At 39.8% G+C, this 15,955-nt stretch carries 20 protein-coding genes and 1 tRNA gene; 13 read left to right on the top strand and 8 right to left on the bottom strand.

Annotated features, from left to right (window positions below):
- Positions 1–21: 21 nt before the first annotated feature.
- From KH400_RS09495 to KH400_RS09480, 4 genes are all read left to right on the top strand, one after another.
- Positions 22–96 (top strand) — tRNA-Val (locus tag KH400_RS09495).
- 324 nt (positions 97–420) lie between these two features.
- Positions 421–1,236 (top strand): copper amine oxidase N-terminal domain-containing protein, encoded by an 816-nt coding sequence (locus tag KH400_RS09490; protein WP_217224213.1) that lies wholly within the window; start codon positions 421–423, stop codon positions 1,234–1,236.
- 261 nt (positions 1,237–1,497) lie between these two features.
- Positions 1,498–1,641 (top strand): hypothetical protein, encoded by a 144-nt coding sequence (locus KH400_RS09485; protein ID WP_217224211.1) that lies wholly within the window; start codon positions 1,498–1,500, stop codon positions 1,639–1,641.
- 153 nt (positions 1,642–1,794) lie between these two features.
- Positions 1,795–2,784, top strand: coding sequence for a zinc-binding dehydrogenase (locus tag KH400_RS09480; RefSeq protein WP_217224210.1), 990 nt, complete (start codon positions 1,795–1,797; stop codon positions 2,782–2,784).
- Positions 2,785–2,837: 53 nt separating this feature from the next.
- On the opposite strand, the gene KH400_RS09475 is transcribed toward KH400_RS09480, so the two are convergent.
- The 3 genes from KH400_RS09475 to KH400_RS09465 form a co-directional block, all read right to left on the bottom strand.
- A complete protein-coding gene (locus KH400_RS09475; RefSeq protein ID WP_217224209.1) occupies positions 2,838–3,473 on the bottom strand; it encodes an FMN-dependent NADH-azoreductase in 636 nt (211 codons plus the stop codon).
- Positions 3,474–3,687: 214 nt separating this feature from the next.
- On the bottom strand, positions 3,688–3,834 hold the full coding sequence (locus tag KH400_RS09470; RefSeq protein WP_217224208.1) for a hypothetical protein: 147 nt from the start codon (positions 3,832–3,834) through the stop codon (positions 3,688–3,690).
- Between the two features lie 171 nt (positions 3,835–4,005).
- Complete coding sequence (locus KH400_RS09465; protein ID WP_246589483.1) at positions 4,006–4,740, bottom strand: histidine phosphatase family protein; 735 nt, start codon at positions 4,738–4,740, stop codon at positions 4,006–4,008.
- A gap of 335 nt (positions 4,741–5,075) precedes the next feature.
- Here KH400_RS09465 and KH400_RS09460 point away from each other — a divergent pair, with 335 nt between their 5' ends.
- The 5 genes from KH400_RS09460 (at position 5,076) to KH400_RS09440 (ending at position 7,034) form a co-directional block, all read left to right on the top strand.
- Entirely contained in the window at positions 5,076–5,249 is a 174-nt protein-coding gene (locus KH400_RS09460; RefSeq protein ID WP_217224207.1) for an aspartyl-phosphate phosphatase Spo0E family protein, read from the top strand.
- Positions 5,250–5,419: 170 nt separating this feature from the next.
- On the top strand, positions 5,420–5,587 hold the full coding sequence (locus KH400_RS09455; protein WP_217224205.1) for a hypothetical protein: 168 nt from the start codon (positions 5,420–5,422) through the stop codon (positions 5,585–5,587).
- Positions 5,588–6,115: 528 nt separating this feature from the next.
- Entirely contained in the window at positions 6,116–6,313 is a 198-nt protein-coding gene (locus tag KH400_RS09450) for a YwbE family protein (protein WP_217224204.1), read from the top strand.
- A gap of 238 nt (positions 6,314–6,551) precedes the next feature.
- Complete coding sequence (locus KH400_RS09445) at positions 6,552–6,749, top strand: hypothetical protein (RefSeq protein WP_217224203.1); 198 nt, start codon at positions 6,552–6,554, stop codon at positions 6,747–6,749.
- A 111-nt stretch (positions 6,750–6,860) separates the two neighbouring features.
- Complete coding sequence (locus KH400_RS09440) at positions 6,861–7,034, top strand: hypothetical protein (RefSeq protein ID WP_217224202.1); 174 nt, start codon at positions 6,861–6,863, stop codon at positions 7,032–7,034.
- Positions 7,035–7,078: 44 nt separating this feature from the next.
- Here KH400_RS09440 and KH400_RS09435 read toward each other — a convergent pair whose 3' ends face one another.
- A complete protein-coding gene (locus KH400_RS09435; RefSeq protein WP_217224201.1) occupies positions 7,079–7,342 on the bottom strand; it encodes a hypothetical protein in 264 nt (87 codons plus the stop codon).
- 99 nt (positions 7,343–7,441) lie between these two features.
- On the opposite strand from KH400_RS09435, the gene KH400_RS09430 reads away from it, so the two are divergent.
- The 3 genes from KH400_RS09430 to KH400_RS09420 all read left to right on the top strand — a co-directional run bounded on the left by KH400_RS09430 (position 7,442) and on the right by KH400_RS09420 (position 9,921).
- Positions 7,442–8,299 carry a metallophosphoesterase gene (locus KH400_RS09430; protein ID WP_217224200.1) on the top strand — a complete coding sequence of 286 codons (858 nt, stop codon included), beginning with the start codon at positions 7,442–7,444 and terminating at the stop codon, positions 8,297–8,299.
- A 189-nt stretch (positions 8,300–8,488) separates the two neighbouring features.
- Positions 8,489–9,283, top strand: a complete 795-nt coding sequence (locus tag KH400_RS09425; protein WP_217224199.1) for an alpha/beta fold hydrolase — start codon at positions 8,489–8,491, stop codon at positions 9,281–9,283.
- 215 nt (positions 9,284–9,498) lie between these two features.
- Entirely contained in the window at positions 9,499–9,921 is a 423-nt protein-coding gene (locus KH400_RS09420; RefSeq protein ID WP_217224198.1) for a PaaI family thioesterase, read from the top strand.
- A 66-nt stretch (positions 9,922–9,987) separates the two neighbouring features.
- Here the strand turns inward: KH400_RS09420 and KH400_RS09415 are convergent, their stop codons facing one another.
- Both KH400_RS09415 and KH400_RS09410 read right to left on the bottom strand, forming a co-directional pair.
- Entirely contained in the window at positions 9,988–10,464 is a 477-nt protein-coding gene (locus KH400_RS09415; RefSeq protein WP_217224196.1) for a DinB family protein, read from the bottom strand.
- A gap of 146 nt (positions 10,465–10,610) precedes the next feature.
- Positions 10,611–11,372, bottom strand: a complete 762-nt coding sequence (locus KH400_RS09410) for a carbon-nitrogen hydrolase family protein (protein WP_217224195.1) — start codon at positions 11,370–11,372, stop codon at positions 10,611–10,613.
- A 128-nt stretch (positions 11,373–11,500) separates the two neighbouring features.
- On the opposite strand from KH400_RS09410, the gene KH400_RS09405 reads away from it, so the two are divergent.
- Positions 11,501–12,649, top strand: a complete 1,149-nt coding sequence (locus KH400_RS09405; RefSeq protein ID WP_217224194.1) for a PstS family phosphate ABC transporter substrate-binding protein — start codon at positions 11,501–11,503, stop codon at positions 12,647–12,649.
- A 64-nt stretch (positions 12,650–12,713) separates the two neighbouring features.
- Here KH400_RS09405 and KH400_RS09400 read toward each other — a convergent pair whose 3' ends face one another.
- Positions 12,714–14,093 (bottom strand): YjiH family protein, encoded by a 1,380-nt coding sequence (locus KH400_RS09400; protein WP_217224193.1) that lies wholly within the window; start codon positions 14,091–14,093, stop codon positions 12,714–12,716.
- A gap of 490 nt (positions 14,094–14,583) precedes the next feature.
- Entirely contained in the window at positions 14,584–15,588 is a 1,005-nt protein-coding gene (locus KH400_RS09395) for a DUF3231 family protein (protein ID WP_217224192.1), read from the bottom strand.
- Positions 15,589–15,955: the final 367 nt, after the last annotated feature.

Here is a 15,955-nt window from a genome sequence, read left to right as displayed (position 1 = left end):
TTATACATATTCTTAATAAATGATCCGTTAGCTCAGCGGGAGAGCACTTGCTTGACAGGCAAGGGGTCACTGGTTCAAATCCAGTACGGGTCACCATACATATAAACGTCCAACCCCTTGCTAGGCAAGGGGTTTTGTTATCTCCAATTATTGTCTCCTTCCAACAATCATCTCAAAAATTCAATTGAATCCATGTTTCAAACCTTATGTCAGTCAAGTTCAATGGTCATGAGGAAGGATAGTTAAAATATGAATTTTTTAACTGGGTAAAACAGTGTAAGGAGAAATTGTAAAAAGCATTTAAATTTAATTTTATTAGTGAAATTAACCTACTTTCATTATGAATGTGGTAAAATTTAGCTAAAGTTTAAAGGAATATTTACCTAAAAGTTTCTTTAAATGAAAAATAGGGGGAAACCAATGAATATTTTGAAGCTCGCTTTACTTAGCTTAACACTATTTTGTATTTTAAATGTTAGTGATAGTCGTGCTCATGCATATAGTGATGTTTCTATCTACATAGAAAATGATGAAAAGCAATATTACAACAATGAAGGTGTCATTGAAAATGGCACGACCTTAGTGCCGTTAAGAGGGATTTTTGAATCATTAGGTGCAACGGTTCAATGGAATCAAAAAGAAAAAACCATTGATGCTGCAAAAGGTGACACAACGGTGTGGTTGAAAATAGGATCTAATACAGCAAAAGTAAATGGAAAAGAAGTGAACATTTCTGTTCCGGCGCAAGTGAGGGAAGGACGTACGTTTGTTCCTCTTCGTTTCATTAGTCAATCGTTAGGGGAGGCCGTACATTGGGAAGGTTCCACAAGAACTGTAAGCGTTGGAGGAGATGGAACCGGGAACATAGAATCTTCAGCATGGTTAGGTCAATATTATAATTTAGGATATACAGGGACTGGTATGACTACGGAGTTATATGTGCATCAAAAAAATTCGAACGCAATATCGTTTGTATCACAAACTGGTTACCGTTATGACCCTACCGGTGGTCAGTTAGCTGGTTATCAAATGCCTTGGGAATTTAATGAGTATGATGGAGAAGCCCAATTAACCTCTGCTGATACGGCATCTTTTAGTAGTGGAAGTTGTGAAGCTACATTGGAATTAGTTGATGAATCGATTCGTGTTCATGAAATATCAGAAGAGGGTAGTTGTGATTTTACAGGGTTTGGTATATATTTTGGCGGTGAATATTCTGCTTATACTAAAAAGTAATACTGGCACCATGATACCGCTGCATTGAAACATTATATAAAAGTTAAATGCTCACAAATGTATTTCACAACATTTGTGAGCATTTTTAATCTAGTCTACTAGACGAAAGGCTTTGCTTTACTTGAAAAGGAGCCTAACATGAATGAAATGATAATCATATTAAAAATACTAAAATTAGGTAAAAACTGACTTTTTGAAAGGTTTTGCTACCTTCATAGAGAATAATTATGTAAGCATTCTACAATACAACAGGAGGTTAGCATGACTCTAAAAACAAAGTCGATATCACTAACGGAAGATATAGAAGTAAGCGATGGCTCTCATATCCTTGTTGCAGGGCAAGGCATTGGCTTGTTTATGGTGCATAAGCTAGTCAATCATTTTAATGGTAAAATCGAGGTGTAAAGCAAGATGAGGAAAGGGACAGAGTTTCGATTATCGTTTGCCATTTAGTATAATGAGAATTCAGCTAGTATAAGTGGTTTCATAGGAGCATCTAGATGTATGATAAAGATAATGAATCTTTTGTAAGATACATATAAAAATGGAGTGATGAATATGAAGGCGATTGTACATGAGTCAAAAACGGGGATGAAAGGGCTTTCTTGTCGTGAGGTTAAAACCCCACAACCAAAACGGGGTGAAGTGCGTGTTTCACTAAAGGCAGCAGGCTTAAATCATCGTGATCTGTTTGTACTTAAGCGTCATCAACCGACTGACCCTCCTCTTATCATTGGTTCGGACGGTGCCGGGGTTGTGGATGCTGTTGGTGAAGGTGTAACAGATGTCAAAATCGGTGATGAAGTGGTGATTAACCCTGGCCTTGGTTGGAAGGAGACAAGTGATGCCCCTCCCAAAGAATTCGAAATCCTCGGTCTTCCTGATGATGGGACCTTTGCTGAACAGGTGATTATTCCTGCGGGAAATGTCGTGCAAAAACCAGAGCATTTATCTTGGGAGGAAGCTGGTGTTTTATCTCTTGCGGCATTGACAGCGTATCGGGTGTTGTTTACAAGAGCTCGCATTCAAGCAGATATGAAAGTGCTTATTCCTGGGATTGGTAGTGGTGTTGCGACGTTTTTGCTACAATTTGCAAAAGCAGTAGGGGCAACGGTGTATGTGACGTCTCGTTCGTCGGAAAAGTGTAAAATGGCACTTGAGCTTGGTGCAGATAAAGCGATCGATAGTCATGAGGACTGGGATCAAGCACTTGTTGGTGAAAAGGTGGACCTTCTGATTGAGTGTGTAGGTGCAGCTACATTTGATAAATCATTACAACAAGTACGACCTGGGGGGACTGTCGTCACATTCGGGGCATCAGCAGGAGATGAGGTTAAGCTTAACCTCCGTCAGTTCTTTTACGGACAGTTTAATCTTCTCGGATCGACGATGGGTAGTGCAGAAGAATATCAACAGATGCTTGAATTTATCAACAAACATCAAATCAAGCCCGTAGTAGATCACGTCTATTCTCTGAACGATTTTCAGCAAGCGTTTGAACGACTAGAGTCCGCTTCGCAGATTGGAAAGATTGCTTTTCGTATATAGGTAAACCGATGGACCCCTTAGAATAGGGGATCCATCGGTTTAATTTTTGATTATTAAAATGTTTGTGCGAGATCTTTGGCTCGGGCGATCGCATTTGCTTTGATCTCTTCAGCCTTTTCAGGCATAGCATTATGACCTTCCACAAATAATCCTTCAAACGAAGGGACCCCAAAGAATTGCATAATAACGTCAAGAAAACGATGCCCCATTTCCATTTGAGCTGCTGGCCCTTCTGAATAAATACCGCCTCGCGCTTGAATATGTAAGGCTTTTTTATCGGTTAAGAGGCCAACTGGACCTTCTTCTGTATATTTGAATGTTTTCCCAGCAACAGCAATGGCATCAATGTACGCTTTGACAAGTGGCGGGAATGAAAAGTTCCATAATGGTGTAACAAAAATGTATTTATCTGCGGAAATAAATTGCTCGCATAGTTCTGAAAGGCGTGAAACCTTTGTTTTTTCTTCCGCTGAAAGTTGGTCAAAGTCTTGTCCGGATCGAAGTTTCCCCCAGCCATTAAACACGTCGACATCAATATAAGGAATATCTGTTTGATAGAGGTCAATATGCACGACTTCGTGGTCAGGATTCTGCTCCTTATACGTATTAATAAAAGCTTTGCCTGTTGCCATACTATAGGATTGAGTCTCGTCATTTGGATGTGCTGTAATGTACAATACTTGTGTCATTGTTTGTACCTGTCCTTTCTGTTTTAATTGATCTAGATTAGTTTTTGAAAAAAATGAAATCATATACAGAAACTTAAAGACCTTCTTTACGTGTGTTTGAACAGGTTTATAACACAAGAGCAATAATAAAACGCTCAGTTCATTTCTGAGCGTTAGAGTTGATACAGTTTGTCACATATGAAAGATGAGGTATGTACAAGTCGCACCACCACTTCTATTCATTTTCTGTCGATTGGTAAGGATTAGCACTGATGTTTTTTCTCATTTCATCCGTTAATGTAAATGGTTCCTCGGTGTGGTTTGTGTTTGTCACATCGCTGTTTTGGATGCTTCCGTCATAATGCATTGGTTTATTTTCCATAGGTCCACCTCCATACCTGTAGTTTATGATAGGTGCGTTCAAATTATCCTCCACTTCGCCAAGATCTTCGTAAATAAAGATATTCCTCAGGTAAAGTTTAGTTGATCGGACCAATGAAAATGATACTTGATCTGACAAGAGATGAACGAATCATCTCCTGTTTCTCATCCATTATTCATCAAGTAAACCTTCAAAATGATCTAATGTTAACTGACCAACAACCTCGTATCCTCGGCCTTGCCCACGAGGTCTTACAACGATTGTTCCCATGTTCGGCATTCGCCCTAAACCAACCCCAGGTGGAAAACTATGGGCAATAATCACTTTATTGATTCCTGCAGGAGGTGGTGTCTCTAACACTAAGTGTAGGGTATTTAAGATGTTTGCTTGTTTTGTCGGGTGTAACTGTCCACTTAATTGATAAAAGTTTAACCAAAATGGATCAACTTGCACATTGTTAGGGCCGAATGCAAGTTGTGCGGTTTCGATCGTTCGACATAACGGACTGCTGAAAATGAAAAGTGTTACAGGGATATTTGATCTAGCGAAAATTTCACCGTATGTTCTGGCTTGGTTTCTTCCTCTCTCAGAGAGGTTTCTTTGTGTGGAACAATCCTGAATATTCATGAATGTGGAATCTTCCCCAGCGGTCGCTTCTGCGTGTCTAGCATAAAAGATATAGCTACCTTGACGGAGGTGTTCTAGGAATGATCGTGTCATTTTTGTAGGGTTTATGAGAGAACTGTTTTGATTATCAACATGTGAGCTTGAAGTACCAATAGTCTGATCGTCATTGATCGGTCGGTGATAAAATTCTTGATCTGTATATCGAGGGTATAGATTGTTATTAGAATGAATTGGCTTCTGATAGGTATGTTGGGTGATTTCTGAAGCTAGTAAACTCATAAATGAAGGTTCTCCTTCCCAGTAGCGAATTGAATTTCTATTAATAATGTATGTAAATCTGTGTTATATGGGTGCTTGTCATAAGAAACATGAGTAACGTGTGTAGTGACTTCATTTAAATAAGTATCATTAATCAAATGAAGGAAACGACCCTAGTCGCATAGAAGGATATAGGTCTGAGGATATGAAGGTTAATCTGGCACGGAGTTATATATCCTTCTAAAGCACGGGTTATATATATAGATAAAATTACATAATTTAAATATGTCTATCGAGCGATATATCTGTTAAAATAAGGCTTATGTGTAAAAATATAATATAATGAGAGGTTCATAATGAAGCAGCAACAGTTGGTGAAAGAAATAGATGTTGTGAGAGAACAGTTGATTTATTATGGGATGAAATATGGATTGAAAGCCGATAAAACAGTCCAATATAGCCAATATTTAGATACACTCTTAAATCAATATGAAGAATTAAAAATAAAAAAACAAGTGACCTCATCTTAAGTGGACAAGACAATCGTTATTTATGATGCCATCTTCAAGTCATGAGAAGGTGGATATTTTTGTTGGTCGATAAATAGGGGCGTTTGAATGAAGCATAATTGCCTTCGGTTAAAATTGTTTGTATTAAAAACAGTTTTCAGGGAAAAGTAATGGTTGTGGAGGTGATACCGATGGCAAACAACAATAACAACAACCGTAACAATCGTAATAACAACCGCAACAACAACAATCAAGAATTGAACGTTGACAACGCAAACGTTGAATTTGCAAACGACAACAATGTCGACAATGTAAATAACCGCCGCAACAATAACAACAACCGCAACAATAACAACTAAAAATGACGAGTGACTCTCATTGCGCGCAGAGAGCATATCAGAGGGTGTCTTAAAAGGTATTACACTTTTTTAGGGCACCCTCTTTTTATGGATTAGAAATCATTGTTGACTGGAACATGGCTCCCTACATAAGCATGGAGTCCATTCGTTTTCGGTGATCATTGACGGAATACAACTATAGCTAGTGACTGGGTAAAATGTTGAATTAAACAGCGCTTAGGACTTTATTGAAAAGTAGGACTTATACCCTAGGCAGAGGGATCCTGTTCTATTTTTTTGTGAGCTAAACCTTTACTTAGCTTTTTGCAAAGAAAGTACTAGGGATGACGATGAGATAACCGTCTGTATTGATGTGATAACTAGAGAGGTTCTCTACGTGGAATGGGATGATTAATCGAAAGAGCTGTCGATTCGACAGCTCTTTCGATTTGTTTAGCGTTGAAGTGGTATAATCTAGATGGAACATTACAAGTCGTTCATTTTAGAACAAACCAACATAAAAAAATATTTAAGAAGGAGATTATAATCATGCCAGGAACAAAGCGAGCTAATATTAAGCCAGGGATCAAAGTCAAGGTCGTTCAAAAACAAGATCAACGCTCTGGAAAGCTAACAGAAGGTATCGTATCAACGATTCTTACTAATTCTGCTACACACCCACATGGGATCAAGGTTAGGTTAGAAAGTGGGATTGTAGGTAGAGTCAAAGAAATCATGAGCAACTAATGTCTGTAGCATAAGTAGTGGCTCCAACCTTCAGTATATGATCTAGAATATAATGAAAAAGTAGAAGAGTTTCTGAAGCAGTTCTCGTACATATGACGAAATGAAGCGCCACTTGATAGTGACGCTCTTTTTTATCTGTTTTGGGGCGTTTAATGACGGTCTTTTTAATACCCTCCATAACCAAACGGGAAGTAAGGCGGGTAAAATGGTGGGTAGTAAGGTGGGAAAGGTGGATAAAATGGCGGATAAAACGGTGGGCTATGATAATAAGGCGGGAAAAACCACCAATATGGGTATCGACGTCTATGATATGGACCATACGGTAACTGACGCTCTAAATGATCAAACCCTTGAGCAAAGGCTTCAGCGGGTGCCTGTGAATCAGTATATTCATGTACGTGCTCCATTGGATCCCCTCCATTTGTTTGGTCAATAAAAGTGTATGCATAGGCGACTATTTTGGGTATGTCTATTTAAATATTTTGTAACGAAAACAACTAACAAAATATGTATGATATACTCTTTATTACTGATGAAGAGGTAGGGAGTGGGGGATATCGTAGATTTTATCTTTCAAAATTTCTTTTTACTATTGATCTTAATTCTAATCGGAATCATTCTAATACTTGTATTAAAAAGTAAACGTACTGGGAGTAGTAAACAGAGGCATGACATTGAATTATTAAAAAAGCGTGTTGAAGAGCTTGAAAGAAAAGAGTGAGTAAAATGGGAAATTTAGTGGAGAGTCGGCGTGCTCTCCACATTTTAAAAAGGGCTTTGATCTGTGTCAGTGACAGGAGATCCAGTTGCCGTGTGTTCATTCACCCAATCGAGCGATACTTTTGAAACGGATTCCCAGTCAGGGATTTGTGACTTATGTTGTTCAACCCAGCTCATGCAATATTGCGGGTCGATATTTTGCTGCCTACACTGTTCTAAGAACGACTGTATATTTGTCTCCGTACAGTTTTCCCATGTGCCGCATGTTTCTTGAAACAGTTCCTCCATTTTCTTGTTGACGTTTGTCATGAGTGTAGTTCCTCCTTTATGTTCAAACACACTTTAAGTATGCCCAAGGGTTCCTAACTTATTTATTAAATACATCCATTCCCAATGAGGTGTTTTATTTTGAAAAGAAAAGTGAAAAGGTTTGGTTTCGTTGCACTATTTAGCTTGATCGGATTGATCGTATTTGTTTATGTTCAAAATAATTTGATTGTAATCACTGGCTATGAGGTTCGCTCCGAACGGGTACCAGAGAGTTTTTCAGGTTGGACGATCGTCCAATTATCAGACCTACACAGTAAATCGTTTGGTGACAATCAACGCACGTTAGTTAAGAAGGTTAAGGCTGAACAACCCGACTTGATTGTATTTACCGGGGATTTGGTGGATTCTAGAACGTATCATGAAGATCGTAGTCTAACTTTGATGCAACAATTAGTGGAAGTAGCACCTGTGTATTATGTAACTGGAAATCATGAATGGCGGTCTGGTCACTTCGATTTACTTGAACAGAAATTAATCGAGGCCGGTGTCGGTGTGCTTAGGGATTCTAGTATTGAACTGAGTAAAGGAAATGAGCAGATTCAACTTGTCGGAATTGACGATCCTGCTAGAACACATGGTCAAGACGATGAAATGGTTGATCAGACAATAACAGAAGCACTCGCAGATGGAAGAGGTGAAACAGATTATAAGGTCTTATTGTCCCATCGTCCAGAGTTATTATCGCTGTACTCACAATTTGATATTGACCTCGTATTTTCGGGGCATGCCCATGGCGGACAATTTAGAATTCCGCTCATTGGTGGGCTTGTCGCGCCTAATCAAGGCTTGTTTCCGACATATGACTCAGGCAAGCATACACTAGGGGAGACGACAATGATTGTCAATCGGGGACTGGGTAATAGTATCATTCCGGTAAGGCTTTTTAATCGCCCCGAAATTGTAGTCGTGACACTTGAATCTGGGAAACGTCCATAACAACACAGGAACCTTTTTTCTTAAATCAATACTATAATTATTTTCTGACCTCTGTTCGTGTTGACTTTTTCCCTAGGAATAGGAGTCAAAGATTGAGGGATAGTAAAAGTTAAATGAAGAAGGAACATAAGATTAGGTGGACATCGGTCCTTTTTATAAGGGAACAGTGATAAGGAGTTGAATGAGCAGATGCCGTTTGCTAAGGAAAGACATCAACCATCAATTTATTATGAAACCATAGGAAAGGGTACAACGATTATTTTTATCCCACCACCAGGTGTTGGTCACCTTACATTTCGTTATCAAGTCGGTTTAATGGATAAATGTAAGTTGATCACGTTTGATATTCGAGGCGACGGTCGGAGTGATCGAAGTTCCGAACCGATGACGATGACACAACTAGCTTACGATGTGAAACGAGTATTAGATGCTAATCGTGTACATAAAGCTGTGATCTGTGGTTATTCAAACGGTGCTTGTATTGCTCAAGAGTTTGCCATTACGTACCCTGAGCGGACAGCGGGTCTTATGATTATTGGTGGTTATTTTGCAGTAAACAGTTTCTTTTTAGAAAAGGAATATCAACTTGGTATTTGGGCAGCGAAAAATGGATTAATGACCATCTTAGCTGCGGGGCTAGCTAAAAATCATTTTTCCGACCCGCAAGCAGCAGATGAAATGTATAGAGAAATCAAACGAACAGATGCGCAAATGCTAGCTGAGCAATATCATGTTGGCTTACATTACAGCAGTGCCGATCGTCTACATCAAATTAAAGCTCCATTGTTGTTAATCTATGGGGCCCATGATTATTACGTTCATGCGTATCAGCATCTGTTTCGTCGGGTTGTTGAAGATGTCGAAGTTGTTTATGTCCAGGGAACAAAACATCAAGTACCCACAAAAGCACCGCATGAGTGTAATGCATTAATGAGGGATTGGATGAGAAGAAAACATTTACTCCTACCGAAGAGAAAGGCATAACGTTTTGACGAATAGACCGCTAACGTGAAGTGGTCTTTTTTCATGTAAAGGACTAGAATGCCTAACAAGAAAGATAAACAGTCGGGCTAGCTAGTCACAGCACCTTTAACGGGCGTAGGAGAGGGGGATGTTCTTTTAGTTTACGATGACACTTTCTAAATGTAATGTTAGAATATTCAGTATCGTAAGACATTATATACAGGGGAGTTGTAAAAATGATCAAGATCTTTAAAGGAACTGATTTAGCAGAAGTGGTAACGAAAGGGAAGAAGCCGCCGAATTGTGATGTCACGTTACAAATCGAACCAACATATGCAAGCGATGGAATCGCCCGTGGCATATGGACGGTCGACGATAAATTTATCAATGGAATCGGTGTGGCAATGGGTGGTTATGTGGCTGCCGCTGCCGATACGATGATGGCTTATGCGGTTTCCTCTAAAGTAAATGAACAGCAAACGTTTACATCGATTGATCTACATACGACCTTTCACCGACCGGTGCAAATTGGAGAGGTAGAAGTAGAGGCAAGAGTGGAAAGAATGGGAAGGAAAGTGGCTTATCTCGTTTCTGATTTAGTTCAAAATGAGAAGAAAGTAGCAAGTGTTGTTTCTTCCGTGATGATTTTAAGCGATTAGTCATCAAACGAAAAAGAGGCTGGGATAAAAGGATGGTTCCTTTTTGTCTCAGCCCTTTTCACTAAGTTATGCGTTGTTTTCTTTTGTTGGCCCCATAACACCTGGAACTGATAAGCCTGCCTGGCGTAGAAGAACGGTCATTTGACCACGGTGGTGGGTTTGATGATCAATTAACGTTCTCAGTAATGCACCTCGTGGTGTCTTCCCAACAAAGCTTTCAACTTCTTCTGATAGTTGTTCATCCGTCAGCTGTTGTTCGACTTGATATTGAAGTTGTTCAGATACTTTTTGATATGTTGATGAAATGGTGTCTGCTTGATCTGGTACAGTTTTTGGATCAACCTCTAGTTCGATCTTTACTCCGACGGTGCTAGCAAAGAAAGCGGGGGTCGTTGCTAAATGCCAGCCAAGCCAGCCTAATGTACTGTGCCCCTCAACAATCGCTTGATCTATTGTTTCGTCCGTTAAAGCCTCTAGCACTTGTGCTGTTCCGTTAGCCCCATTAGACCAATCTGTTAAAAAGTCGGATACTTTTCGATACATATGATCATCTCCAATTTAGTTAATGTGTGAAAGTCTACTGTAACTATAACAAAATTACCCAATGCTAGGAAACGAAAAGGGTTGTAAAAGATCAAGGTTTATAAATTTGGGTGATAGAGGTCAATAAAACACGTTCTTCAAGCTTATTAATCAAGTTGATCAACATCAAATGTAGTAGAGATCAATTCGTTTTTATCAACGTCCCAGTCAAACGTTAGGCATGCTGATTGTTTTGATTGATGAGCGAGTAGCCGTTTGTCATGATGAATGACGAGGCTTTCTGCTTCCCAAAAGGAAACGGTTTCGTCTTCACCGGTGCGATTACAAACAAATAAAGGCAATCCAGTTTCACATGATCGTTGCTCCCACTCACCTGTTGGTCCGTGCAGACCAGGTCCCCATGAGGACGGAGCAACCAGGAGCTCTGTACCCTTGTTTGCAAGTGTCGAGGCGATTTCACTCGGATAGGCATCTGCACAAATGATGATGCCTGTTTTGATACCGTCTATTTCAATGGGTTCAATCCGTTCACCTGGACTGGACCACTGATCGATGGCTGAAAGCTTTCGCTGTTTTCCTATAACCTTACCTTGTCTGTCAATGACATAGACGGAATTATAGAGGTGACCAGTACTCGAGCGTTCGGCAGAGCCTAGAAAGAGCGTAGCATTTGCCTGCTGGACAACCTTAGATAGGTGTGTCAACCATTCATCCGGCTGCTCGTTGATCCAATCCGTCCCGACTACATTCGTAAATTGCAGCCCGCTTGTCGCTAGCTCTGGGGTTACTATCCAGCCAGCCTGTTTTGTAGCAGCGACATTGATTGCCTTCTCGATGAGCTTTTGATTATATGTAATGTCTCCAGCCACCGGCAACAGGTGTAATAAAGAGATTGTTAGTTTTTTCACGAGTGCTGCCCCTTTCTCTGTGCTAGAATACTCGTAAACTATGGTATAGTTTACCATAAGGAAGCTCAGATATGAATCAATGCCAGAAATGTTCAGATAAGACAAAGAGTAAAAAGGGAGGGGAAACAATGAAACTATTATTTGCTTTTCTAGTTGTGATTGTTTTAGGATTTGTCGGGTATATAGCCGCTATTATCGCTTCAATTATGCTCAGACCGTCGTTTTATGTTCCGTTCGTCACAGTAGTAACGATAGGATTGATCGCGATTGTGATTTTGACGATCTACGGTCAGATGAAACGTAGAGATTCAAGGATGGGCGTGTTTTCGTTTATCATCTTGGCCATTGTATCTGTGATCACGTATGAATCCTATCAAAGTTATCTTGAGAGTCTAGAAATCGTCAGTACACAAGATGTAGATTTGTTGGAGTATCGTCCGTTTGCTGAACAAACAAAGGCTGTTTCACTTGACGAGGAGTCAATGTATAGGATTGAGGAGAATTTGCCCCTTTTAGATGGTGCGACGGCTTTGTATCCAGTGTATGCGGGCTTTGTGCAAGCTGTTTACCCTGAAAAAGAGTATCCATTACATACGAGTGAGGTTGTCTCAAGTCAAACGGCTAACGCCTTTGAACGTCTCCTTTACTCAGACGTAGATATTATATTTATCGCTGAACCCTCAGCAACGCAATTTGAGCAAGCAGAGCGTCTTGGTGTTGAGTTAACACTAACACCGATTGGGAGGGAAGCGTTTGTTTTTTTTGTTCACCATAAAAATCCCGTTGATGAGTTAACGATCGATCAACTGCAAGGGATCTATAGTGGGGAGATCACGAATTGGCAGGACGTTGGGGGCAAAAATGAAAGGATTCGTGCTTTTCAGCGCCCAGAAGGAAGTGGAAGCCAATCGGCCTTACAGAGTATGATGAACAGTAAACCGTTAATGGACCCACCTTCTGAGGATATCGTTTCTGCCATGGGTGGTATTATTACGGAAACGACAAATTATCGAAACCGATCGAGTGCGATTGGGTTTTCGTTTCGGTATTTTTCAGGAGAAATGGTGGGAAGTGGGGAGATTAAACATATCGCGGTAGAAGGTGTACGCCCGACGGTGGATACGATACAAACGGAAACGTACCCGATTGTCGATCAGTTCTATGCAATCACTAGGACAGACCATAACCATCCGCATATTGACAAGTTTATTGAGTGGATGCGATCGGAACAAGGTCAACAGATCGTCGAGCAAACAGGCTATGTTCCTTTGCAGTAGGAATTCATATGAAAAAAAGCTAAGGCGCTTGCCAATGTAGACGTGGCAAGCAGCCTTAGCTTTTTTAGAAAATAAAGTGAGCAAGTAAAGTGATTATGGGTAAAACAATGATCGTTCGTTGTAAAAAGATAATCACTAGATCTTTAAATGTGACTGGTAGCTTTGAAGCAAGTAGCAATCCACCAACTTCCGACATATAGATTAACTGCGTAACTGAGACCGCCGCAATCACAAATCTGGTAAACTCACTTTCAATCCCACTACCGATCACCGCCGGTAAAAACATGTCAGCAAAGCCGATCACCATTGTTTGTGCAGCCTGAGCTGCTTCAGGGACTTGTAAGAGCTGTAGGATTGGAATAAATGGCATTCCTAATAGTTCAAATACTGGTGTGTGTTCCGCAATAATAAGTGCGACGGTTCCTAATGCCATCACAACAGGGATCACCCCAAACCACATGTCAAGCACATTTTTTAAGCCATTTTTAGTTGACGTAGCAAAGCCATTGTCATTTGCAGTGGCTCGTTGCACTGCTTTTTTAATTGCAAATTTTACTACAGAAACATCTTGTAACTCATGATCTGAAATTCGTTGAGGATTATCGATCATATATTCATCTTTTTTTCGTGATAGTGGTGGAATGCGCGGACAGATCACAGCCGCAGCAAAACCAGCAACGATAATCGTTAGATAAAAAGGTAAAAATAGATGCTCTAAATCCATATACGATAAAATCACAATACTAAAGGTAATAGATACAACCGAAAATGTTGTGCCAATGACCGCAGCCTCGCGTTTCGTGTAATAGCCTTCCTCATACTGCTTGTTTGTGAGTAATACGCCAATCGTCCCGTCTCCCATCCAAGAGGCTAAACAATCAATTGAAGAGCGGCCCGGGAGCGTAAATAAAGGTCTCATAATTTTGTTTAAGAGAACCCCACACAGCTCTAATAACCCGAAGTTTAATAAGAGAGGTAAGAGAAAGCCGGCAAATAAAAATACAGAAAACAGAATAGGGATTAAGTCTGTTAGTAATAACCCACCAGTGTCCATCGACCACACCCATTCCGGGCCGATCTGAAAGAACGTCATCACTGCAAAAATAAGTCCAAGAATGCGTGTGTATAGCCAAATGGGTTGCACAAAAAATAGGGCTTGTATCAATGGATAGCGCATCAGTGATTGTGGTTGAAACGTGCTTACGATTGTTGTCATGACGGCAACAAAAAAGAGAATGATTGTGATCAGTGCCGGAAGAATCCCTTGAAGTAGTGCTTCTACTTGGTTTGCCATAAAAGCAACAGGAATGGTGACGTCACCTTGATAGCTTAAAGGCACCATGAAAAGGAAGATCCCTAGTAATGAAGGAACAAGGAAGCGTAGATATTCTTTTAGTGTGTATTTCGTATCACTTTTTTGATTTTGGATTTTTTTTCCAGACATTGTATTTCCCACCCGTGAATAAATTAAAGAACTCGAAGAACTTATTATAATACGTTTGGATGAATAAAACTAGAGTAATATATTAATAAAATATTAACATTCTTTTAATAAGTAAGTCGGCGGGGCTTGTTCGGCACAAACCCATTAAAAATCACAAGGGTGAATTTTATTGCAAGGAGATGAAAAAGCAGAATAAAACGTATTTGTTATGTCAGTATAAAGAACTTGATCAAAATTGATATCGTCCTAAAAGGTAGATAACCCCTTTTAGGACAGCCGCTTAAAGGATAATTGGAGATGGTGGTGGCCAAAAAGGTGGAACAGGTAGGAGCCCCCAGTATGGTGGATAAAATCAAAAAAAGGAGGAGGTAGACAAATGGTCTAATCGTGAATATGGGTACACAACGAAAACTCCCATGGAATTATTCCATGTAAATGGTGCACTGGAAATCTAGTTTGTGCATTAGTAGGGCTAATTGCTTTTGAAGGTTTAACCTCTTATCAATTGATCACGATCATCGGCCTGTGGTGGTTCTTCCATCCACTTGTGTTTAATCATAATATTGGCGCCATCTTCAGCATACAAGGAAATTTCGGGGATCATCGATGCATATTTCAACCCTAAATCCCTACGTGGACTTGCTGCTAATGCCACTCCATAATTTCCAATACCAGCAGCGATCATTGCAGACGTGTGAAACATAATCAGCTTGTCAGAAAATACTTTGGTTGTGGAGTTGGTTACAGACGAATCCCAACTCATAGCAACCGGTAAGTCATCCTTTTGAAGGATTTCACTAAAAATATCAATATGTTTTTGTGCCAATTGCTTTCCACGTATTAAAAATTGTTTCACGTCATCACGTTCAGCACTTTGAGCAAAGCCAGTCATAAGAACTTTCCCAACCATGTTTGTTTGTGCATTTAAAAATAAATGAGTAATTTCAACTGCGGTTAACGATCTCTTTTTCCCAAAGAATCCAGCTAAAAATTGTTGTTTTTCGACAAAATCCACCTCGTCTGGGACCGAAATGAGTGGTGGTTTCTGATATGTTCCTTGCTGCAACATGAGATCGCGGGTCAAGTCTTGCAACTTCACTGATTTATTTAGTACACGTTTGTGAAAATCAACAACATCTGGACGAGTAACAACAGCGATTGCGGCGCTACTTGCAGCCATTGCAAGAATGGACATATGTCGTAAATACATTAACATAAATGCATCGGAAAAGAGTCGAGGTGCACTTGGATTAACATCATTTTCGGTGAAACCAATCGGGATCGGAAATCCTTCTTTTTTAAAGATGCCTTCCATGATGGACAAGTTATTTTTGGCTACACCTAATGTGAATTCTATAATCGATCTCGTTTCAGGATCATCTACCTTCTCGAGGAAGTATGTATTAACGCAAGTAGCCAGTGTGTCATTTAAATACTGACTCCATAAGCCGGACATTTCTGTAGATGTTAATTGAATTTTTGTCTTATCGTCCATGAAATAGCAACATTCCTTTCATATCATGATTTAACGTTACTATCTCCAAAACTAGAGAAGTCTATATATGTATATACTTCCTGTAGTCAGGTATCGAATTTTTAGGGGAGACAAGAATGATATTGTGAAATGTGGTAGATACTAATGCTAATGTTTGCTTTTGCAAACATGATAACTTCAATGTGGAGGGATACACTTTGAACATCCTTTTTCGCTTCTTCCCAACATTGTTTTTCGAAGCTCTTAGAGTGGTATTCTTACTAAAAAAATTGACTTTACAGTTCAAGCGTTTATTAAGAATGCCTTCATTAAAAGGCGTTTAAGGGGTTCGCTAACGTATCACATTGCATTGTTGTAAGTGCCCAAA

This window comes from Desertibacillus haloalkaliphilus (assembly GCF_019039105.1).
Lineage (GTDB): Bacteria > Bacillota > Bacilli > Bacillales > KJ1-10-99 > Desertibacillus > Desertibacillus haloalkaliphilus.
This window is presented reverse-complemented; position numbering and strand designations above follow the sequence as displayed.